This is a genomic window from Enterococcus sp. 2STP, assembly GCF_032465635.1.
GTDB classification, from domain to species: Bacteria; Bacillota; Bacilli; order Lactobacillales; family Enterococcaceae; genus Enterococcus_B; species Enterococcus_B lactis.
This window is the reverse complement of the sequence record NZ_JAWDJH010000031.1, coordinates 1-20,253: the sequence shown is the minus strand read 5'-3', so window position 1 is coordinate 20,253 and position 20,253 is coordinate 1. Positions and strand designations below refer to the sequence as shown.

The window sequence follows — 20,253 nt, the reverse complement described above, 5'->3', positions numbered from 1 at the left end:
ATCTTCGTTAACTCTTTACCAGTTCCATACCAGGCTTCAAACGGAAGTGCGTTATCAACCAATACTGGTATTTGGTTTACCATGGGCGTTTCTAAAAAGTTCTTAGTTCCATCTACAGATTGTGGCTTGGTTAAGCTCACAGAATCATTCAAGCCTTTTTCAGTATATTCAGATGTGACATCCCAACTATAGTCGTTCGGATTATTACTGTCTTTCAATCCTTCACCAAAGTATTTATATTCACTAATATTAGGTGTTCTGGTGTCTCCTTTTTCAATCTTGAGCCAGTCTATTTTTACAGTACCTTTTGTTTCACTTGGAAACTGATATACAGCTAGAGTTCGTAGTGCGCCTGCGTCTATGCTAGCCTGTGTTACTGTGAACTCTCCTTGCCATGTATCTATTAATCCTTCAACTGGATACAAATCAGTAGCTTTAATTGTACCGCCGTTTAGATATGCTATAAATCGCTGAGTTGCTGGCTTGGTTGCTTTCATAGTTAACACATATTTCTGGTTAACTTTGTAGTCTTCTACATTGGCTTTTGAATAAACAGAGTATTCAGTTGTAGTAATAGGAAACTGAACATCTTTGTTTGCGATATTCTCACCCAAAGGCGCTTTACCTAGCCAGTAAGGGTCATCTAGTAAGTTGGGCTGGTATGGTGTAGCGTTTGTTCCTTGCTCAACTTTAATATTTTCGATTAAAACCGTTCCAACAAATGGTTCTGTTGATGTTGTATTAATTGTGAAGTACATTCTATCAAACTTTGATGGGTCTGTTGCAGCGCTAGAATTGGCTGTTGTATATATTCTAGTCTTCTGACCAACAGAAGCATCTTTACCTGTTAACGGTAATATAATCGTTCCGTTAGGACTTTTCCTATAACCTAACCTTAAATTTTCTAGTTTTCCTGTGTATCCCTCAGAAACGGTAACATCTGCACTTAATGTATATTGAGTATTTGGTAATAAAGCTGGAATATTTTTCATAGATTCTAAAAAAGCAGCCCCATCAGTTTTAGTGAAAGTTACTTTTAAGGCATTCCCAGCATCTTCCACAGTAACACCAGACTGCGTATAAAAATTACTAGCTTTTAACGGTATTATTAAATTCGGATTCCCACTATAATCATAGTCCCCGAAGTCGATGCTATTGCTGTACATTTTCTTCAACTTGCCGAGATCGCCGATTTGCTGATTCGTTTGATCAATACGATCATTTGCCTTATCAATATTAGTATTGAGAGTTGCGACATCTTGATTGGCTTTCGTGATTTTGTCGTTTGTGTCTTTCAGTTTCGCATCAATCTGCGTTTCAGATTCCGCAATTTTCTGATCAATCTCTTGCTTTCCATCAGCTAGAATTTTCTCGATTTTATCAATGGTCTGACTGAAACCATTGAAATAATAATCTTCCAATTCTGGCGTACTATCATCGATTGGACTGCGTTTGATGTCAAAAGTAAAACGACCAGCTGTATCTAACGAGCGGTCGTTTGGGAAATCAATATATACGCTACCTTCTACTTTTCCGACATATCCTAAAATATTATCTTCTAATACGATAGACACAATGCCATTCACACGATCTTCAATGGTGGCAAGATAGTCATGTTTTCCATATCCGTCTTCTGCTGTTGCAGATTTAAATATCAGACGAATAGGAACCGTAGTTCCTTCGGGTAAGCTTTGAGGGATGCCGTTTTTCCGAACTAACTTCATTCGAAGCTTAGCCGTTCCTCGATCATGCGACCAAAAAACAACATTCGTATCATTGGGCTTAATTGCTTCCGCTTGGATCACAATGATCGATTCATTCATTTTATAAACCATCAACTTAACACCTGCCCATTGTTGATAATCAAACCTCTGCCGATAATTTTATTTTCAGTTGTTGCAAATCCTGCAGCTGGCTTGGCATATCTAGCAGTTGCTGCATCAACGTACACCCCAATGCTATTGCCTGAACCTTTCAAGTCGCCCACGCTAAACTCTGATAGCAAACGAACTTGCACAGCTATGTCTTGATTAATGAATGTTGTTGAACCATACATATTCATCTTAGAAGTCCCACCTACGTATACAGCGTTATATGCCAATGATTTAGTATTCTCCGCAAATTTACACTGACTAATAGCCATATAGCCACTCTGTTCATTGACAATTCCATACTGTCTTCCTTGAAAGAGAGGAGAATTTGCAGTGTCAACGATCTGCATTCCAACGATTTGACAATAGCCAGTACATGTTGCGAACATAATACTTCTAACTTTAACTGGACAATCAGACACTTGAGGGTCTAACATGCTAGTATCATTTAGAGGACGTATGACAAACGTTCTAAATGTTAAACCATTGACAAATACATCTTCCAAATACACCCCATCGCTAATCCAGATGGTGACAGATGATGTAGTAATGAGCGGAACTGAATTAACTGCAGTTTGAATCGTGAGAAATGGTTTCTCTTGGGATCCATCTCCAGTCTGATCGTTTCCATTTTTTGAAACATAAATATTGATAGGTTCGTTATACCCTCCAATGATTTGTTGGACTGCTTTGTTTAATTGCTCCACTTGTGCTTTTTGACTAGCGGCATTTGTAATTAATTCACTAATTTGTTCATCTGTCAGGTTTTCATGTTCTACCAATCTGCCGTGTAACGTAGGAAAGGTTTCTCCTCTATTGTTTACCCGTGCATCCACTACTTCGTTTGGTGAATCACCGCCCGAGTTGATTACGAGATTATCAATACGACTGTTCGTTGTTTTGTCTTGATCAGATAGTTTCTTTTCAAGATCATTGAGGTAATCAATGTTTTTATTAAATTTCTCTTTCCATTCCGTAGAGATACGGTTACTGATTAATTTTAATAACCCCATCAAATCACTCCTTTCTGTGCCATTTCAGCGAGTATTGACGTCATTGTTTTCTTTGTGTTGCTCAATGTGATTTCTGGTGGCTTATTTGGTATCGCTGGATACGTCTTGATTCCTACCACTTGAATGTACGTATTGATATTCAAAGGTTCATAAATGAATGGGACATGGTCACCTTTGTTGGGACTGATTTTCCATTTTAAGGTTACGGATCCCGAAATACTTGGATAATCTTGCAAGTCTGTCTTTAACCGCTCGAGCATGTTTCCTGATACAGTATACCGTTCATCTTTAACAGGATCTTGTATCCTGATTCCCCACTTCTGTGATTCAGGACTTGTGTAAGTGATAGGAGTAAATCTATAGTCACTATCTTTAGGATTCTCAGTATTTGCACCATCCTTCAATTTTCCATAGCCTTTGATTTGTGTCTTTAGACTGTACGTATCAATATCGAATGACACTTCATCTGTATTGTATTTATAGCGAATCTGTTCTTCCGTCCGCTGGCCGTACTCACTGGCAGGATAGAAAGTTAGATGTTTATTATTCGGAATCACAACTGCATTATAGTCAGACAGAATCTCATTGATCAGCTTCAAGTAATTCGCATTACCAAAGTTTTCTTGTTCGACTGTAAGGAATTTCTTGTTTGGATCAATGACTTCCCATGAAAAGCCACGACTCCCTGCACTAAATATATGCGTGAGTAACTGGCTAATAGATCTCGCACCAGTTACTGTATCGTACTGATAGCCATCTTGAACCGTGTAATAGATATGTGTCGCAACCACTTGTTTCGTCAACAACTGTCCAAGTGCTTTGCGAGTCATTTCTTTGATTATAAATTCCTGTCCGTTGTAGAAAACAGAAGACTCGTATTCAACTAAATCAAATACTTCTTGATTCAACGAATTGCTGGTAACGGTAAAGCCAATCTCCCACGTTTCATTTTGTTGCCAGTTTTCATAAAAAGAACCCTTGTCATAACCGACAAGGATTTCTTCTTTGGTTTGTTCATAATTTCGAATAATTAAATCAGTCACTCAATCACCTACTTATATAAGAAACGGAAATCCCATGAAGATTTCACGCGAGTAATATTTTGGATCTCGATTTCATTGGCTCCCTCAACCAAATTGATTAGGCCATGATTCGTATTGATCCCACAACTTACACCGTTCAATTTTGGAATCACGCCATCCAAGACTAATGTCTGTCCGAGATTCGTAGAAAGTGATGGATAGTAAATAAATCGATCGCCAGTTGTTTTATTGAAAATCGTCACATTTCCTTCTGATTCTCCTTCTAATGCGATCCGCAGATAATGTTCACGTGGATCAATTTCAAAGCTTCCAGCATTGTAAATAATGAAGTGACTAGTCTGATGCGTGTACTTGTAATCTTCCGCCACTAGACCTTGCGAGAACTGCCATTCTTCTTCTAGATTGAAATCCGTTAAAGTGGTTGCGATTGATTCAGAATATCCTCTGATAGCTCCCAGATTTACAGTATATCTTGTGTAAATTGTGCCTTTTCTTTCGTCGTCAATAGAATCATAAACTACTCGATATTTTTTGCCTGGTTCTTTGCTGTAAATTAGATAAAATTCTGGTTCTCTAGTAAACAATTCGCGGAGTTCCGTCTTTTGTAAAACTAAGTCAAACATTGATTGCTCTCTACTTCGAATATCAAATGAGAGAGTAATAGGAAAAGCGTCAAACGAGCTGTTCGAAAGACGCTTTCCATTCGTGCCAGAAAATTCAACAAACTCATTTTTTGCCACTGGCATACCTATATTAATGTCAATCAATCTCAGATAAGAATTATTTGTCAATTCGACAATTTCATCAGAAAATGCAAGATATACACGAGTTTTCTCATTCATTAAACTATCCTCCTCTCATGTACGATCTACGATTCAATACTTTTCCAAAACGTTGATCCATATTATCCCCTACTAAAGTTCCATCCAAATAACTTGAGACCCGTACTGGTTGTTTTGCAATTACTTGTGCAAGCTTTTCAACATCAAATTGCTTCTGATTGTTGTAGGTATTATTAACTATCTGTGATCCAACAGATGCCATCCCCATCCTTGAAGTGCCAAGAGCTGATTCTGGCGTGATAGAATTCATCAAACCATTAGAAAGCTTATTCATTGCTGAATATGCAGATTTCGCATCTGCTTCGATACCTACAGCTATTCCTTGAGGGATAAACTTACCAACGTAATCTCTCATCCAACGTGATGGAGAATGAATTCCAAGCGCGCCAGTTATTTTGTCTTTAATGTTTCCAGCTACTTCAGAAATTTTAGAAGCAACTGCTCCAACCATTGAACCGATACCGTTAATTAATCCTTGTATGATGTTTGAACCAATTTCAAATAAATCAATCCCACTCAAAGTATCTATTATAGAGTTTCCTATATTAGATACTGCACTGGTTACTGACCCTATCACACTAAGAATCCCAGAAACTAAGTTTCTAATTAAATTGGCTCCAGCATTCACCATTTGTCCAAGAAACTGAGCTATAGTACTCAATAATCCAGTAATTAATCTCGCTCCAGCTGATAATAATTGTCCCAATAAGCTCAAGATTCCTCTAATAAGTGCGTTGATCAATTGAACACCAGCTGATAAAAGTTGTGGTATAGCACTTACTAAAGCTTTGAACAAAGCAGCCATTAATTGAATAGCAGCTGATACTAATTGAGGAAGTACTGAGATCACTCCATCTACCAACGCAACAATCAATTTAATACCCGCTGATATCAATTGAGGCAATGCACTAATCAACGCATTAACTAGGGCAATAGTGATTTGAATTGCCGCTGCAACCAACTGTGGTAATATCGAGATTATTCCTTGTATTAATGCTAATAACAGCTGAATGCCAGCAGCAATAATTTGCGGAAGTGCACTGATTAATGCACTAATCAAAGCCATTGTGATTTGGATAGCAGCATTTATTAACAACGGAAGAATAGAAATTATACCTCCGATAAGCGCCATTAACATTTGTATTCCTGCAGAAATTAATGTCGGTAAAGCTTCAATAATTGTTGTTAGCAAAGTAGTAACGATAACGGTAGATGCTTCAACAAGTTGAGGCAATGCAGTTATTATCGCATTCACGAGAGAAGTAATGATTTGTAATCCAACTTCTAAAAGCATAGGTAGTACCGTTAAGAACCCATCAATCAGTGTATTAATAATCTGAATGACAACTTCAATTATCGTAGGTAGTGTTGCTACGACCCCTTGAATAAGCATAGTTAACAAATTTGTGCCAACTTCAATAATTTTTGGTAGAAGCTCAGCAAAAGCAGAAATGAGTTTTGTAATTATCTCTGTTGCAGCCAACAGCAGTGCAGGAAGAGCTAATGAAATGCCTTGTACAATAGTAGTTATTATTTTCGTGGCTATTTCAACCAATTTAGGCAAATAAGTAACAATTGCATCCGTCAATGTTTGAATGAGCTGTATAGCTATCTCTGTTAGTTGCGGTAACATTTCAACTATTTTGTCGACAATACTTGTAATCACAGAAGTAATACTTTCGATAATTTGCGGGAGATATCGAGAGATAGAATCTGCCACGTTGCTAATTGTTTCACTTAATTGATCAAACACTTTTGTGATTCCATCTGCACTAAAATCGCCAGTTTTAGCCCACGCAGATATAAATGAAATAATTAAAGAAACTGCTAATCCGAATGGACCAGTAAGCCCTAGTGCTGCTATTGCTACTTTAGTCAAAATGCCGATAACTAGAGAAACTGCTCCGCCGACTTTACCAAAAGCTCCTCCAAATTTTTCCAGCAGATTACCTGCCAATTCTATACCAGAAGAAAAAATCCCTGACAATACAGAGCCTATTTGCGAAAGAGTAGAGCCAAATCTTTCTATGCCAGAAGAAACAATTCTTTTTACTGCATCAACAAAATTAAAAAAAGCTGGTACCGCTACTGAAGCAATTGCTGATCCGACTTCGACAACTTTTTGAAATCCTTTGACAAGATAGTTTCCTACTGTATCAGCTACTTTTTGAAGTGTAGGTAATATAGAAATAAAGACTCCTTTTAGATATTCAAATGACTTAATCAGTCCAGATTTTACAACTTCAATAGTTTTATTTATGCCATTTCGAAACGTTTCACTTGTTTTATAAAAATAGATGAAAGCTGCAACTGCTGCTCCTACAACACCTGAAAGTAGTTGAAATACCGTCAGACCAGCTGGAATAACAGCAGATAACAATGCGTAAGCTGTTCCAGATACTCCAAACATGCTGACCATACTACCTAGGGCCGTTATCACTCCATAGATTTTTCCTACAAAACTTATTAATGTACCTAGAGCTAATGCTGTTTTGAAGCCTACATACGCTCCAGTGGCTGCAATAAAAGCTGGAGCTAACAATTCCACAATGTCTAATAGGCCTTTAAAAGCAGAAATCATATCATCAGTATTATCTATCAATATGTCCATTACTTTTGACATTTCTTCAAATGATTTATTAATAATAGATTTCATACTATCAATATTTTGAGCAATCGTTTTACCAGTAAGTTTCTGCACCAGTTCATCAAACTTAGTAATAAGATTAGCTACACCTTTAGAAACAGCATTACTTAGATTTCCGAATGAAGTAGCGATCCCCAGGGAATTCTCCTTTGCCAAGGTTGCCAACATTCCTGTTCCAGTTCCTAGCTCAATCAGTTTATCTTGGAATTGATCAAATGTTACTGTTCCTTCTTTAAGCGCATTATAGAGATCTCTTTGAGCTGATTTCCCAACAAATCCCATTGCTTCAGCTGTTTTTTGCAAAGCAAGGGGCATGGTTTCTTGTAAAGTTTTCCAGCTCTCTAAGTCGACTTGCCCAGTCGAAAGCATCTGGTTATACTGTTGCATACCTCGACTGGCATCTTCTGTTGAAGCGCCAGACGCAAGAAATGCATTGTTTAATGCTAAAACAGTGTCTGTGGATCTATCTAAATCTCCAGTGATTGCTGTCATTTGCTGTGTACTTGCTACAACATCATCTAATTTCGTTGGCAAACCATCAATTCCATCGGATAATTTGTTAATGGATTTCTGAGAGTCCTCTGCACTAAAACCTAAAGCTTTCATTACTTTAGGGAATTTTTGCATAGTATCGAAACGGCTAATTGCGGAATCTAGCGAATTCTTTAAAACATTAAAAGCAGCCGCTGCAACTTTAACGAGGCCTAAGGAAACAACTAAGTTTTTTATAGAAAACCCAGCTTTAGTGCTACTATCTTCTAATTGGTCAAGTTGATTATTTAGTTTTGCAACATCTTTACCATTAACGTCTACATCAATTACAACCTGTCCATCAGCCATCGTCTTCACCTACCTCCGAATCAGGCAATGCATATTTTTGTTGTAGCTTTCTCATGCGTTCTTTTTCTTTAGCTGATTCTCCTTTGCTCAGTTCCCATGTCCTAATCTGGATGATTCGAGCAAGAATGGTGTCATCTGGCAAACTCTCAAGCAGCGCTTGGAATTCCTCCCACATCATCCGTCCTTGCTCTTCAAATAGATTGATGCCAATTTGTCTGAACGATGCATAGATGTATTTAGCATCATGGACTAGGCTGATGGTCTTTTTTTCTTTAACTGCATTAGGCATAGGATTGCCTAAACGATCAGTTTCAACACCATCGCTATCTCCTACAGAAATATAATTTTCTAAAATGTGGTTAAACAATAAAAACTGTTGTTCAGACGAGCCTTGAAAAAATTTTTCAAAGTCACCAATCAACAGTTCTAAACACATATTCACTTTTTCTTCTGGAAACAAATCACTATCTTCCAAAATATCAAAAACATCTAGTACATTATCAAATGTTAAATCGATAGGTAATTCTGTACCATCAAACTCTATCGAAGTGACTAACGGGTCATTTAACCGCATTTAATCACCTACTTCTTTTTCTTATTTTTCAATGCTTTCTTTTTCAATAAATCGGCTTTCTTCTTAGAAAGAGTATCTTTACGTTTCAAAGCTTCTTTTTCAATTGCTTCCGCAACTTCAAAAGAAATCGGATCAAACAAGTCTATTAATTGCTCAACATCACGATAAACAGAATAAATTTTTTCAAATGATCCTTTACCAAGCAACGAATCATATTCTGCTTTAGCTAAACTTTTTGTTAGATCAATAATCTTAATAGCATCTTCCTTTTCTGGTTGTTCGATATTCTTGATTTGTTTAAGTTGTTGTTTGAGTTCCTTAACCTGTTCCTCAAATTCAGCTTGGGTATCAAAAAAACGTGTCAATTCTTCTGGAGTAGTACCGAAAAAGAACTCTACTTCTCCAATATTGATAGGAAAACCTTTTTTCTCTATTTGAAATGATAATTTGTTAGTCATGTTATCCTCCTAAAAGGGATGGAGTAACCCATCCCATCATTCATTCTTCCTGTTTGATTGGTACATCTGCTTGATCTAGTTCTTTATCGTCTTTGTCAGGTTTTGGGGCACCTCAGGGAGTTTTCGTCAATATCATTGGATCAGACCATGCTGATCCTAGCTCATGTTCATTTAGATAGGCCGCTTTTTCGATATCAGTTGCCCCTCTGCCTTTAACATTGAATGTTTGCACATACAGATAAAGCTTTTCTCCCGAATTTAAGGTAGGGACATCTTTAGCCGCTAACGTCCATGAGGTTGTTTCTGAATACCCCATAAACTTCGCATCATGAGGATCAGATTCATTGGCATTGCTATAGTGAATAACATAAGCCTGTGCTTTTGGTACGGCATTCCAAGAAAGAGAAAGTGATCCATCATCATTAAGAACCCCAGTTACGTTCTGGGGTGCATTAGGGTGTAACAGGAACGTCTTCTGCTTCTGGTGTGCTATCAAATGCGATACCGCATGAGAAATCACCGTATGCAGTAGCATCGCCGACTTGAGCAACTGGCTCTGTTACTGTTGCTTTACCAATACGTTGTTTTTTACCAGATGCAGATACTACTTTGAACCACACTTTCCGAGCATCTCCTGATTTTCCAATCATACCCTCAATAGCCGCCATCGCAGCATCATCTTCATCGTATAAACCTGTAAATGAATAACCTAACTGATGAGAAGTAACGTCTGTCTCCCCTTCGCCGTTCCCATCATAGTAGCCAGTAGTTTCAGATTCTTCATTCGAATTATCATCAACGTTGGAAATCCACTTTGCTAACTCCAACCAGCCGTCTTCGCTTGGTGTATCAGCATTAGTAGTTGTAATTAATTGAATAAAATAGCTTTGTAAGGCATTTTTGCGTCTCATTTATTTTCCCCCTCAAAAGTAGTTAATTTTGTTTGAAAATCTAATAAAAAAACGAACCAACCTTGTTCATCAGCGTCATTGATGAATGGTTTGCTCGTTATAGTTAAATCGTCAAATTCAAATGATTTATTAGAACTAGTAACATCTTCTACACGTTCTAACATATCTGAGATAAGCCAAAGTGTTTGTTCAACTTTAGAACCGTCTTTTGACTTCATCGCAATTTCAAAATTTAGTTGTACATCTTTAATACCGTCATAGTATTCCACAAGGTTTTGCCCGCCTGGTAATGGATAAATTACTAAGCTTTCTTCAGCAGAAAGATATCCTTTTTTTATTTTTAATGGCAGTTCTGGAATACTATTAATCTTATCTTTTATCCGATCGATAAAATCCATTATTGGATACCAGCTCCTTTCAGATACGCTTTTTTCCAAGAAGGCATATACAGTGATTTTGCTTTAAGATCCCATCTTGGACCTGTTCCTGGAGTAGTATATTTTTTTCCATTTAGATAGAACTGTCTCCTTGCGTATTTCGTTTCATACAGAATAGCGCTGCCGTCACTTTTGATATGCGCACTTTGGCGAAGGATATTATTCTTTTTAGGTACAAATGAGTTCATGTCAGCCATTGCTTGGTTGGCTAATGCGTATCTCCCTCGCTTCATAGCCTGTGGGCTGACTTTAGCTCTAACTCCATCAAGATTAACTTTAATACCCATCAAATCACCTCTAATTCGTATGAATAGATAGCATCTGAATACGCTTCTGTAATTGTATCGATTTTAGTGATGACATGTTCTTTACCATCATAAATAACTAATGATTGTTCTTTGAAATTCGGTAAAGGGGTAGTTAAAGTCTTATAACAAAAAATTACTGCATTATAGAGCAACTGCTTGCCACTTGGTGAAAAAGAATACTGACTTCCTCGGTCAATCCGACAATTTTCTATAGTTACATAATCTCCATAAACAGGTTTGTTATAGTCCCCTTCTCCTAAATATTCTCGATAAATAAAAGAATCCACTAGAAATTGTACTGGAGGTTTTGGCATCACCATGATGGCACACCTCGATATAACAAACCCGTTCCTTCTAAATAAATATAGATATCCTCAGCAACAAGTGATTTACTCTCATTTTTTCCTGAAGGATTATATCTACTAGAGTTTGAGATACTTGTTCTACCAGCAGAAAAGCTTTGTGGTGTATTATTGATACTTTCATAAGTATCTGCTCCAACTTCATCGAAATATATAATTTGTGAACATAAAGCTAGCTTAAATTGTTTTACACGAAAACCAATTGGATCTTCCTCAATTTTATTAAATTGATAAAAATAGTTAGTGATGCTATCTAGAACAGCAGTTGCTTTTGACAAATGCTTTTCGAAAGCAGCTTTAAAGTCATCTGTTTTCCCAGTAAGATCTTTGAATTCTTCAAATGCAATATAAGGCATATAATATCCCTCCTTATTAAAAGAAGAGGGAACTATGCCCCTCCTCCTGCTTCTGTTACAGTAACTTCGCATGTCGCTGTTTTACCATTTACTGTTGTCGCAGTAATTGAAGCTGTTCCTTTGGCAACACCTGTGACTTTTCCTTGTACAGGAGTTACAGTAGCAATTGCTGTATTGCTAGAAGAAAACTGAACAGATTTATCAGCTGCATTTTCAGGCGAAACAGTTGCTGTTAACGTTTCAGTCGCCCCTACTTCAAGCGTTAGAGTTGTTTTGTTCAACGTAACACTTGAAGGGGCTACGCTTTTGGGGAAATTTTTACTACTCGTGATTCATCAACTAACGCAACACTATAGTGTTGGTCTGCGTTAAACTTGGTTAATTTATGGTCAATGTCACGAGCACTTTCAGCTAAGATACTACGTTTCATAAATGTTTTTAAAGCTCCAGATTTAACAGCAATTCCGTTACCTTCAGTGAGTTTTTGCGTCCGGACAATTTCCCAACCTAACACTTCTCCAAATGCTCCAGAAACTAAAATATTATCACCTAATTCCGATGCACGGGTCCAAGCTGTTGCTGCTTCTTTACGCAGTTTAGCCGCATCTTTATAGGATAAAAACAAAACGCCGGTAGAATCTACATCCTCAAAATTATCAGGAGCATCTACAAATGTGTTTTCTAATGTATCAATCAAGTCTAAATTGATTTCTGCTTGCACTTCTAAAGTGGCTGCCTGTGCAGCTACTAAAATATCGTTATCTACTTTGGATGCAATAGACATACGAATTTGTTTTTGTGCTTCCCCCACTGGATCTCCGTAGCCTGATAATGCAGCTTCGTCAGTAATCTGTACTCCTTTTGCAGCTTTTTTAATCGTATATTGCGCTGTTTCTGTTGTTAATTTGGTGTAATCAATTTTAGCCCCTTCAGCAACATCCACTGCATCTCCAATATATTTAAATTTAGGTACCGTAATCGTTGAGCCGGGTTGACCTGTTAAAGTAGTATCAATAGGAGCAATCCCACTAAATTTAATTGCTTTTGGTAATTGTGCGGAGATCATAGGCGCTAAGACCTCAGGATCCACTAAATTTGCTAATAATGTTGTTTCGTCTGCCATCATAAATTCCTTCTTTCTTTTACTGTTGTGTAAGTTGTTTGAATACTTCTGGTTGTTCTTGTTTTAATTTGGCTACTTCTTGATAAGACATTTTAGCTAAATCGTAACTAGGCGTTATACTGCCAGCAGGATTTCCAGGGGTAACAATCGTTGGTGTCGGCGGAGTTGGTTCAGGGTCTTTTGCTTCTTGAAATAAGAATGATTTACTTTCTTGAAGTCCCTTTAATTGTTCTTCAAAACCTTGTAATTTGCCGTCAACAACTTTAATAGTGTCTTTATCTAGTTGACCAAGCACAATTTCTTCATCAAGCGCATTCGCTTCTTTTAAAGCTAACTTGATAGCGAAATCTTTCTGCTGCTCTGCAAGTTTTGTTTCAGACTCAGATTTGGCAGCATCAAATTTACTTTGTAAATCTGCAAGTTGTTGAGTCAGTCCCTCGTTACCTTTTGCAGCTTCTTTAAGTGCGTCTAATTCAGTCTGGTTAGAGACAATCTGTTCTTTGAACTGATCACGCTCTTGTTCTGCAGTGGCTACTTGAGCATTTAACTGCGTAACAGTTTTCCCATGTAAAGCCATAACTGATTTAGCAATTTCTTCGTCAATTCCTAAAGCGATAAGATCTTCTTTTTTCATTTTCTTTTCCTCCTAAGTGTTTTTAGAGTGGCAACTCCCACTGCGAGCCGTCTTTTAGAGACTTCCGAGCAGGTCTAGGTAAAATAAAAAAGCCTAATCGTTGATTAGACTTAAAAATCATCATAGTGAAAATCTTTCAGTAAGGTATTAATAGGTGTGTATACCTTCTCTCTTGCGTAATTTCTACTCAAATACTCATTAGAATCAACTAGAGTACGCAATCGACTTTGTGCGGCTCTAATTTTCTTCGCCCACTCTTTTGCGTTTTCGTCTTGTTCGAGAGCTTCTGAGACTATTCTATTCTTTTTATATTTCACAACCTGACGTTCTAGGTAGCGTTGCTTCTTATTTAATTCTGCAACCTTTTTATTTTCTTTTTCGTTGAATTTAGGTTGATTATTTGTATTGACACCAAGAATAAATGGGATATGCAGATGTTGGCAATTTACACCTCGGTGCCCGCCTGCAGTTTCATATTCTGCTTGCCAATAGGGGTCGTAGATACTTCTATATTTCCAACTGGGAGGCAATTCAGATACGGGCCGTAAATCAACCACATGACCTTGAATCTTTGAACATGCTTGCCTTGCTCCCATATGGCTTGTGACTAGCACTGTGTGGACACTATACTCGCTCATGCGGTCTTTTCTTAATGTGTCATAGGTATTTGATAGGGTAGACTTTAAAACTGTTCTAACATACCGTTCTAGGCTCCATGTATGCCCTCCCTTATCAATAAAAGTAGACTTAATGCCTTTTTGAGCCCATCCTTGAATCGTTCTTTCTAGTGCTTCATCGAATGTAAAAAGACCGCTGTTAAATGCAGCAGTCGTTTTGTTAATTATTTCTGTGTACATTTGAGTGGTAGCTGTTCCGTAGCCAAAATTGGTGGATAGTAACGTTTGATTCACATAATTGTTTATGTCAGACCATACTGGATCATGATAAGCTTTCATGATATTGTCTAGGTTCGATGGCAAAGGCTTAGGATCGTAAGGTAGTTGTTTGTCTAAGTCTCTGATTATCTTTTCTCCCGAGCTATCAAACATACTTTTAATTTCAGATTCAGCAATTCCTGTTATTTGAGAAATCACTTTTGCAGTTTCTTTATTAAATAGATGCAACTGCTGCAGTTTTTCTCTTTGCCAATCTAAAATATTATCGTGCCCACTATTCAATCGTTTGATGATAATACGTATTAATTCGCCTTCTAACGATTGATATAGATGGGCCATATTAGAAGACCATAAATCTAATTGATGAGGTGTAATAGCCATTTTATCCCTCAATTCCCCAACTTCGTTTGGTTTCTTCATCCAGTCTATGCAACATACCTTTAATTTTTATTCTAGGATACTCCGTTGATGAGGTATTTAATATAGCAATTTCAGAAATGTATTTTCCAACTTTGATACCATTAATAACAATCCTCGATTTATAATTTTTTTCAAAACCATTTGAGCAATAGGAAAACTCTTGTAAATGAGGTCTCTCAATGATATGTTCCGCCATGTCGTTGTTATAAACCATTATTCCTCATCTCCTAGTTCTTTTCTCGTCAAAAACGCTTGTGCTTCTTGCGGATCTAACCCTAACTCTTCTTGTTGTATCTTTTGATACCACTTCAAGGCTTCTTCATCTGTTAATTTAAATAATCCTTTCAACGCTTCCGTTGTTGGTATCAATCCAGCGGTTTTAGCTTTACTATAGAATTCCAATTTTTGATCTAAACTTTCAAAAATACCGTCATCGAAGTCCACGCTAATTTCTTCGAAGCTAGGTATCTCTCCGCTATAAAGATTATTACCATTGTAAACAGTTCGTTTCGCCAGTTCTAAAACTGAAACAATTAAACCTTTGATGAATTTTTCAACCTCATTACAATGCATATTTCTAGTCCGATATGTTAATGAATTTTCGCTAGCAACTTCGGTAGCTGTTTTTACTGATTTTCCATCAAAGCTGAATGTTCCAATGCTTAACTGCATCTGCATTTCTAACGTCTTCATAAACTGATTAATCGCTGAAATGTATTGATCTGTTCGTATGTCACGAGTTATGTCTTTTATCATTTCACTATCTTGTTCCATTCTCATCGGACGATAGATATTAACATCTGGATCGAATACAGGTTGCAAAGATGTTCCTTGTTCATTTGGTCTATAGTCTAAAATATGATCACTAACAACTACTGTTCTTTGTCCCATTTTTATTTCCCAATTAAACTGGTCGAAGGTGTCGTTGATTTGTTTAAGTGTATTTTCTGCATTATCACAAATACCAATCCCTAGAGGACTATACAAACTAAAATTATTAAAGCCTGCTGGTTTCAAATAATTTAATAATGGTTTTTTCATTTCCGCAAGGATTGCTGTCTCAGTTATCCCCTTGTATTGGCCCTTATAACCCAAAGGAACTTGTTTTCCTATTACTGCTTCATCTTCTGAACGGTACAGCTCATTGGTAATTTGCAGTGAGTCTTTAACCCATTCATGAAACTCCAACAAAGTATAGTAAACAGTAGTATCTCCTTCTACCTGAACAGATTTAAACATCAGAACTCCCTCTGAAATTGCATTGGAAGTTGACCTTAAAGGGTAGAAAGAATTAGCTAATGCCCAAGAAAATTCAACTTCTCCAGTAGACATATCTACGTATGGTCGAACTGCTAAACCTCCAGTAGCGAACATCGGTTCCAAATATTTCGTCATGTTCTTTTTAAAATCGTTATGTTCTAAAACATGTTGAATAAATTTATTTGCATCTGGTCCGTCAACTTTGATTTCTACTTGTTCGTTGAATACAAGATTGGCCATCATTTCAGCTGTAAGTTTTCGCATGTTTAAAGCCATGTATTTACGCTTTTTAGTTTCGTTGTTTGAATTGATATACGAAATTTCTCCATAGTCATTTCGATATTCTTTAAAGTCTTTCGCAATTCTGTTTAATTCAATCGGATCTATATTTACTTTTGGATGATCATTAATTGTATTTAACACTTGTCCATTCAATATATAGCCTCCTCTCTTGAACATATTTTTGATAGAATTTATGAATCCCATGCTGTCACCTACCTTTTTAAGCCCCAATCTCTTGCATTATCTATACAAGCATATTTGAAAGCATCTACCGAGTGGTCAAATTCTTTGATAACTTTCGGATCATCATAGTTCAAATATTTTTCGTCAAACTGATATCGTTTATGCTCTTCTATAAACAGTTTCAAGCTGTCACAGTTTTTTAGTCCTGTTATAAGCGTTGGCTCTAAATAATAAAAACGCCCTTGGGCTAATAAATCATGGACGAAATCAATCATATCTATGTTCTTTTTCTTTGCCACGGGATGCCATCTTTGTCCATAGTCTTTAAAATATTGATTACGCAAACCGCCTTCTGCGCTATCAATGGTTCGATTAAGAATTGGCGCATTCCCAACTAATTCGTGCCTTGATGTTTTAGCTATAAATTCATGTAGCTCCTTCGATAAATCACTTGGAGCTTTTTTTACGGTTTTTCCTTGCGGTGAATAATAGTACATATTCACTAATATCACGTTGTTCTTAGCCGTTAGTGCAAAGCATAGACAAACAGTAGCAGAAGTCTGATGCCCCACGTCCATTGCATAGTACAAAGAAACTATTCTATCATCTGAGGGGAACTCATCTAGTCTATGAAACAAATCAATATTATAAACATTCGTTCCAAGTCCAACTGGCTCACCTAAATATAGGTATCTATAGTAGTCATAATCGTTCTCTTTAATACGGTTAATCTCATCAAGCATTTGCTTAGTTACAAAACCTAACTCATCATCCATGTAACTTGATTCATGGACTAAATAGCCTGATTGCCCTTTTAGAGACTCCGCCCATTCATTTATCCATGAATAAGGATTGCGCGGAGGATTATAGCTCCAAAAAAATTGAACCGTCTCAGCTAAAGGATGTTTCTGACGCATAAACGTTGTGTTTGATTGGTCAAATTCTTCTGAATCCTTAAATTCCGCTGCCTCTTCATACCATACAGCTATAATGTTCCCGATGTCATTTGATTTCAGTTTTTGAAAGTCATCTTGTCCGTAAAAATAAAAAGTTGAGCCAGTTTTATTATGAGTAATTTTGAACGGCGAAACTGTACAAGTAAATTCATTAGTGATTTGGAATTTATTCAATGCCCATTGAATTTTAAGATACACGCTGTCCCGTATAGTATTTGCAACTTTGCGTATAACTACTACGTTGGCGCGTTCATTCTTGATAACATAACGAATCATCATTAAAACAATTTTAAGAGCTATCACAGACGATTTAAAAGAGTTACGTCCCCCTTTTAACACATTGTAAGGTTTCTTAGATTTCCAAACCGTCTTAAAATGAGGGTTAACTTCTTTTTGTATGTTGATTTCAGTCATCTGTATCACTCCAAGAATCAATAATCGTAATATTATTAGTCTCAGATCCATTATCACGAATAGAGTCTTTTATTTTTAGAATTCTAGCGTCCATCAATTCTAACTGCTTACGTCTTTCATCTTTTTCGTCAGCAATATTGATGAACTGCTTTATCAAATTGGATAGCGTGCTCATAGCCCTTGATTGTGCATTCATGAAATTCGCTTGCTTGTCCCAAGCATATTGGATAGCGTACTCTTCCGAACTTCCTGCATCACTCGACGTCCACTTAGAAACTTCTTTTGATAAATCTTCTGAACCAGAAACATACATGATTTTCTGTGCTCTGATAATAGCAGTGTACTGGATCATGATATTATTCCATAAGATATCCTCAGGTTTAGAGGTTGCAACCTCATTCATGATTTCTAACGTTTCAGAGGGTAACCAATTAGCAAAAAGACCATGGGTAACAGCGTTTTTGTTGTCCTCTGGCGCTCCTTTGTTGTTCGGAATAGTTGCGTTCTTGGTTGCAACCTTTTCTCGAGACCAGTAACGTGACTTCCACGATTTTACTGTGCTGATGGATACACCATACTTTTCCGCTATTTCTCTATACTTCAACCCTTTTTCATAATCATCTTTAGCTAGTTCGTATTTCTTCACATGTGACACCACCTCGCTTATTTGCAACATTTGTTTTGTAATCTACACATACTTTGAAAGATTTTCCTGTATGTGTTTATCTGAATAGAAACCATGACCGCAATAGACTAAACGGCATGCATCAATTTCATTCGGTTCGGCTTCTCTGATCATCTCTATAACAGAATATTTGCTTTTCATTTGAACAGATTGAACAACTCTTTTATCACGACAATCTTTACATCTTGGATAATCGTTGATCAATGATACATACCAGTAGTTTCTCATTGTGTGGCCTCCTTTATGCAAAGAAAAACACCTAACGCTAATTAGGTGTTTGGATTTTATTAAAATGGAAGTTCTGAGTAACATATATATTTTTCTAAATACTCACTTGAAAATGACGTTTCAGCGGCAATTTCTTGACATGTCGGTAATCTTCCTAAATCATTAGTTAATATAGAAATTATTTTTTTTGTTTGATTCATGTCATTAGAATTAAAATCTTTCGCAAAATGAATAAATAAATCACCAGCATTTTGTCCAACAACATAATCGATCATGTCGCTTCTTCTAAAGTTCCCATTATAAATAACATCATTTAAAGCAAATCTAGGTACGATGTCCACCGATGATTGATTATTATTATCTTTATTCCTCTCCATTGATCTCAGAATTGATAAAATTTCCGATAATTGACCATCCTCATCTAATGTACCGCTAACTTCTTTAACTTCAGGACTTGGATTTTCTTTTTTAAATTTGTCATATTGTTTTTCAAAGTCAGGGTACCATTTTTCGAAAATCTCATTTAAAAGCATTGAATCAATTTTCCTTACATCGGTAATGTTTTCGTTAATCAATTTAATGAGCCTCTTCAAATCTTCCTTGATATAGGAAATTGCTTGAAATTGTGTCAATGGACCTGTTATCCTTGATGGTTCAATATCATGTAAAAGAGGTATTACATTCGTATTACCTACTTGATTAGATATAGCACCAGCTTCAAAGTTTAACCAAGGTTGCACGATGTTTTCCTCAACAACAAAAAATATACCCATAGGATTCCCTTTTAAACCACCCTTTATGCTATCACTCCATCTTTCTCCTGGTTGTATATCATCTGGAGAATAATATACATCCAGTTGTGGTATTACCTGTTTCACCCACTTATTAAAAATCCTGGCCAGTTCTTTACTTCTCTCACCTGACCAACTAAGAAATAAATCCATTAGAACACTCTACTTTCATTTTTTATTTAATGATACATTCTGAAGATAATGAAAGCAATGACAAAAAGACAGCATTAACAAATTTTGTTCTGAGATATTACGTTCCGTCTAAAAGTAACGTGCTATCTTTCATATTTTTTGATAGATATGTTTGATAAAAATAGATAGACAGCAGTGTACGAACAATTCTGCAAGAGTTGAGTTCACATCCTTGTTAGTATTCACTGCTGTCTATCGAAGCTTAATTAAACGATGAGGGAGATTTCCTCCCTTACATTTTATTTTGTCGATCCTGTTTCCTAATCTTTCGACACTATCATAATACATCATTGAACAGGTAATTGATTGGTATAAAAAAGGTATAAAAAAGAAACCAAATGGGTAATAAAAGGGTATAAAAAGGGTAAAAACTGGCTACTTAAAGGCAACCAGTTCTAATGCTGAAGCAAATTGGATGATAATCTTGTTTGATTCTAGTTTGACAGATTCTTCACTAGTATTATTTCTTTGAGCAGTTACATAAATCGACAGACCATTGATGTAACGATCATAAAAAATTTTTTTAC

General features: G+C 36.5%; 23 protein-coding genes and 1 pseudogene. All 24 read right to left on the bottom strand.

What is annotated here, in order from left to right; genetic code table 11:
* On the bottom strand, window positions 1-1,835 hold a 1,835-nt coding region (locus RWU19_RS13165; RefSeq protein WP_316032199.1), incomplete at its 3' end, for a BppU family phage baseplate upper protein.
* The gene (locus RWU19_RS13160) at window positions 1,835-2,884 is read right to left on the bottom strand and encodes a hypothetical protein (RefSeq protein WP_316002687.1); all 1,050 of its coding nucleotides are present in this window, start codon (window positions 2,882-2,884) and stop codon (window positions 1,835-1,837) included. The genes RWU19_RS13160 and RWU19_RS13165, both read right to left, overlap by 1 nt.
* On the bottom strand, window positions 2,884-3,927 hold the full coding sequence (locus RWU19_RS13155; protein WP_316002686.1) for a phage tail protein: 1,044 nt from the start codon (window positions 3,925-3,927) through the stop codon (window positions 2,884-2,886). The genes RWU19_RS13160 and RWU19_RS13155 overlap by 1 nt, the downstream gene beginning before the upstream one ends.
* Window positions 3,928-3,935: 8 nt before the next feature.
* Entirely contained in the window at window positions 3,936-4,769 is an 834-nt protein-coding gene (locus RWU19_RS13150) for a phage tail family protein (protein ID WP_316002685.1), read from the bottom strand.
* Between the two features lie 4 nt (window positions 4,770-4,773).
* Complete coding sequence (locus RWU19_RS13145; RefSeq protein ID WP_316002684.1) at window positions 4,774-8,256, bottom strand: tape measure protein; 3,483 nt, start codon at window positions 8,254-8,256, stop codon at window positions 4,774-4,776.
* Window positions 8,249-8,830: a Gp15 family bacteriophage protein gene (locus RWU19_RS13140; protein ID WP_316002683.1), complete on the bottom strand. Its 582-nt coding sequence runs from the start codon at window positions 8,828-8,830 to the stop codon at window positions 8,249-8,251. Before RWU19_RS13140 ends, RWU19_RS13145 begins: the two co-directional genes overlap by 8 nt.
* Before the next feature lie 8 nt (window positions 8,831-8,838).
* Entirely contained in the window at window positions 8,839-9,288 is a 450-nt protein-coding gene (locus tag RWU19_RS13135; protein WP_002309123.1) for a hypothetical protein, read from the bottom strand.
* Between the two features lie 112 nt (window positions 9,289-9,400).
* Window positions 9,401-9,754, bottom strand: coding sequence for a fibronectin type III domain-containing protein (locus tag RWU19_RS13130; protein ID WP_316002690.1), 354 nt, complete (start codon window positions 9,752-9,754; stop codon window positions 9,401-9,403).
* Window positions 9,741-10,199 (bottom strand): phage tail tube protein, encoded by a 459-nt coding sequence (locus RWU19_RS13125; protein ID WP_010732317.1) that lies wholly within the window; start codon window positions 10,197-10,199, stop codon window positions 9,741-9,743. Before RWU19_RS13125 ends, RWU19_RS13130 begins: the two co-directional genes overlap by 14 nt.
* Entirely contained in the window at window positions 10,196-10,597 is a 402-nt protein-coding gene (locus RWU19_RS13120; RefSeq protein ID WP_316002682.1) for a minor capsid protein, read from the bottom strand. Before RWU19_RS13120 ends, RWU19_RS13125 begins: the two co-directional genes overlap by 4 nt.
* A complete protein-coding gene (locus RWU19_RS13115; RefSeq protein ID WP_038398699.1) occupies window positions 10,597-10,923 on the bottom strand; it encodes a minor capsid protein in 327 nt (108 codons plus the stop codon). The genes RWU19_RS13120 and RWU19_RS13115 overlap by 1 nt, the downstream gene beginning before the upstream one ends.
* Window positions 10,923-11,264, bottom strand: a complete 342-nt coding sequence (locus tag RWU19_RS13110) for a putative minor capsid protein (RefSeq protein WP_081156605.1) — start codon at window positions 11,262-11,264, stop codon at window positions 10,923-10,925. Before RWU19_RS13110 ends, RWU19_RS13115 begins: the two co-directional genes overlap by 1 nt.
* Window positions 11,258-11,662, bottom strand: coding sequence for a hypothetical protein (locus tag RWU19_RS13105; protein WP_104764052.1), 405 nt, complete (start codon window positions 11,660-11,662; stop codon window positions 11,258-11,260). The genes RWU19_RS13110 and RWU19_RS13105 overlap by 7 nt, the downstream gene beginning before the upstream one ends.
* Before the next feature lie 32 nt (window positions 11,663-11,694).
* Window positions 11,695-11,943, bottom strand: coding sequence for an Ig domain-containing protein (locus tag RWU19_RS13100; protein ID WP_316002681.1), 249 nt, complete (start codon window positions 11,941-11,943; stop codon window positions 11,695-11,697).
* A gap of 17 nt (window positions 11,944-11,960) precedes the next feature.
* Entirely contained in the window at window positions 11,961-12,785 is an 825-nt protein-coding gene (locus RWU19_RS13095) for a N4-gp56 family major capsid protein (protein WP_258080449.1), read from the bottom strand.
* 19 nt (window positions 12,786-12,804) lie between these two features.
* Window positions 12,805-13,419 carry a phage scaffolding protein gene (locus RWU19_RS13090; protein WP_104764050.1) on the bottom strand — a complete coding sequence of 205 codons (615 nt, stop codon included), beginning with the start codon at window positions 13,417-13,419 and terminating at the stop codon, window positions 12,805-12,807.
* Window positions 13,420-13,529: 110 nt separating this feature from the next.
* Window positions 13,530-14,696: a phage minor capsid protein gene (locus RWU19_RS13085; RefSeq protein WP_316002680.1), complete on the bottom strand. Its 1,167-nt coding sequence runs from the start codon at window positions 14,694-14,696 to the stop codon at window positions 13,530-13,532.
* Window position 14,697: 1 nt separating this feature from the next.
* Window positions 14,698-14,949, bottom strand: a complete 252-nt coding sequence (locus RWU19_RS13080) for a hypothetical protein (RefSeq protein WP_104764048.1) — start codon at window positions 14,947-14,949, stop codon at window positions 14,698-14,700.
* Window positions 14,949-16,430, bottom strand: coding sequence for a phage portal protein (locus RWU19_RS13075; RefSeq protein WP_316002679.1), 1,482 nt, complete (start codon window positions 16,428-16,430; stop codon window positions 14,949-14,951). The genes RWU19_RS13080 and RWU19_RS13075 overlap by 1 nt, the downstream gene beginning before the upstream one ends.
* Before the next feature lie 59 nt (window positions 16,431-16,489).
* Window positions 16,490-17,830 carry a PBSX family phage terminase large subunit gene (locus RWU19_RS13070; RefSeq protein WP_104764046.1) on the bottom strand — a complete coding sequence of 447 codons (1,341 nt, stop codon included), beginning with the start codon at window positions 17,828-17,830 and terminating at the stop codon, window positions 16,490-16,492.
* Complete coding sequence (terS, locus tag RWU19_RS13065; RefSeq protein ID WP_010732306.1) at window positions 17,823-18,476, bottom strand: phage terminase small subunit; 654 nt, start codon at window positions 18,474-18,476, stop codon at window positions 17,823-17,825. The genes RWU19_RS13070 and terS overlap by 8 nt, the downstream gene beginning before the upstream one ends.
* 42 nt (window positions 18,477-18,518) lie before the next feature.
* Window positions 18,519-18,743 (bottom strand): hypothetical protein, encoded by a 225-nt coding sequence (locus tag RWU19_RS13060; RefSeq protein WP_316002678.1) that lies wholly within the window; start codon window positions 18,741-18,743, stop codon window positions 18,519-18,521.
* 59 nt (window positions 18,744-18,802) lie between these two features.
* Window positions 18,803-19,687: a TIR domain-containing protein gene (locus tag RWU19_RS13055; RefSeq protein WP_316002677.1), complete on the bottom strand. Its 885-nt coding sequence runs from the start codon at window positions 19,685-19,687 to the stop codon at window positions 18,803-18,805.
* Window positions 19,688-20,101: 414 nt separating this feature from the next.
* Window positions 20,102-20,253 (bottom strand): annotated as a pseudogene (locus RWU19_RS13050) (ArpU family transcriptional regulator); the annotation flags it as partial.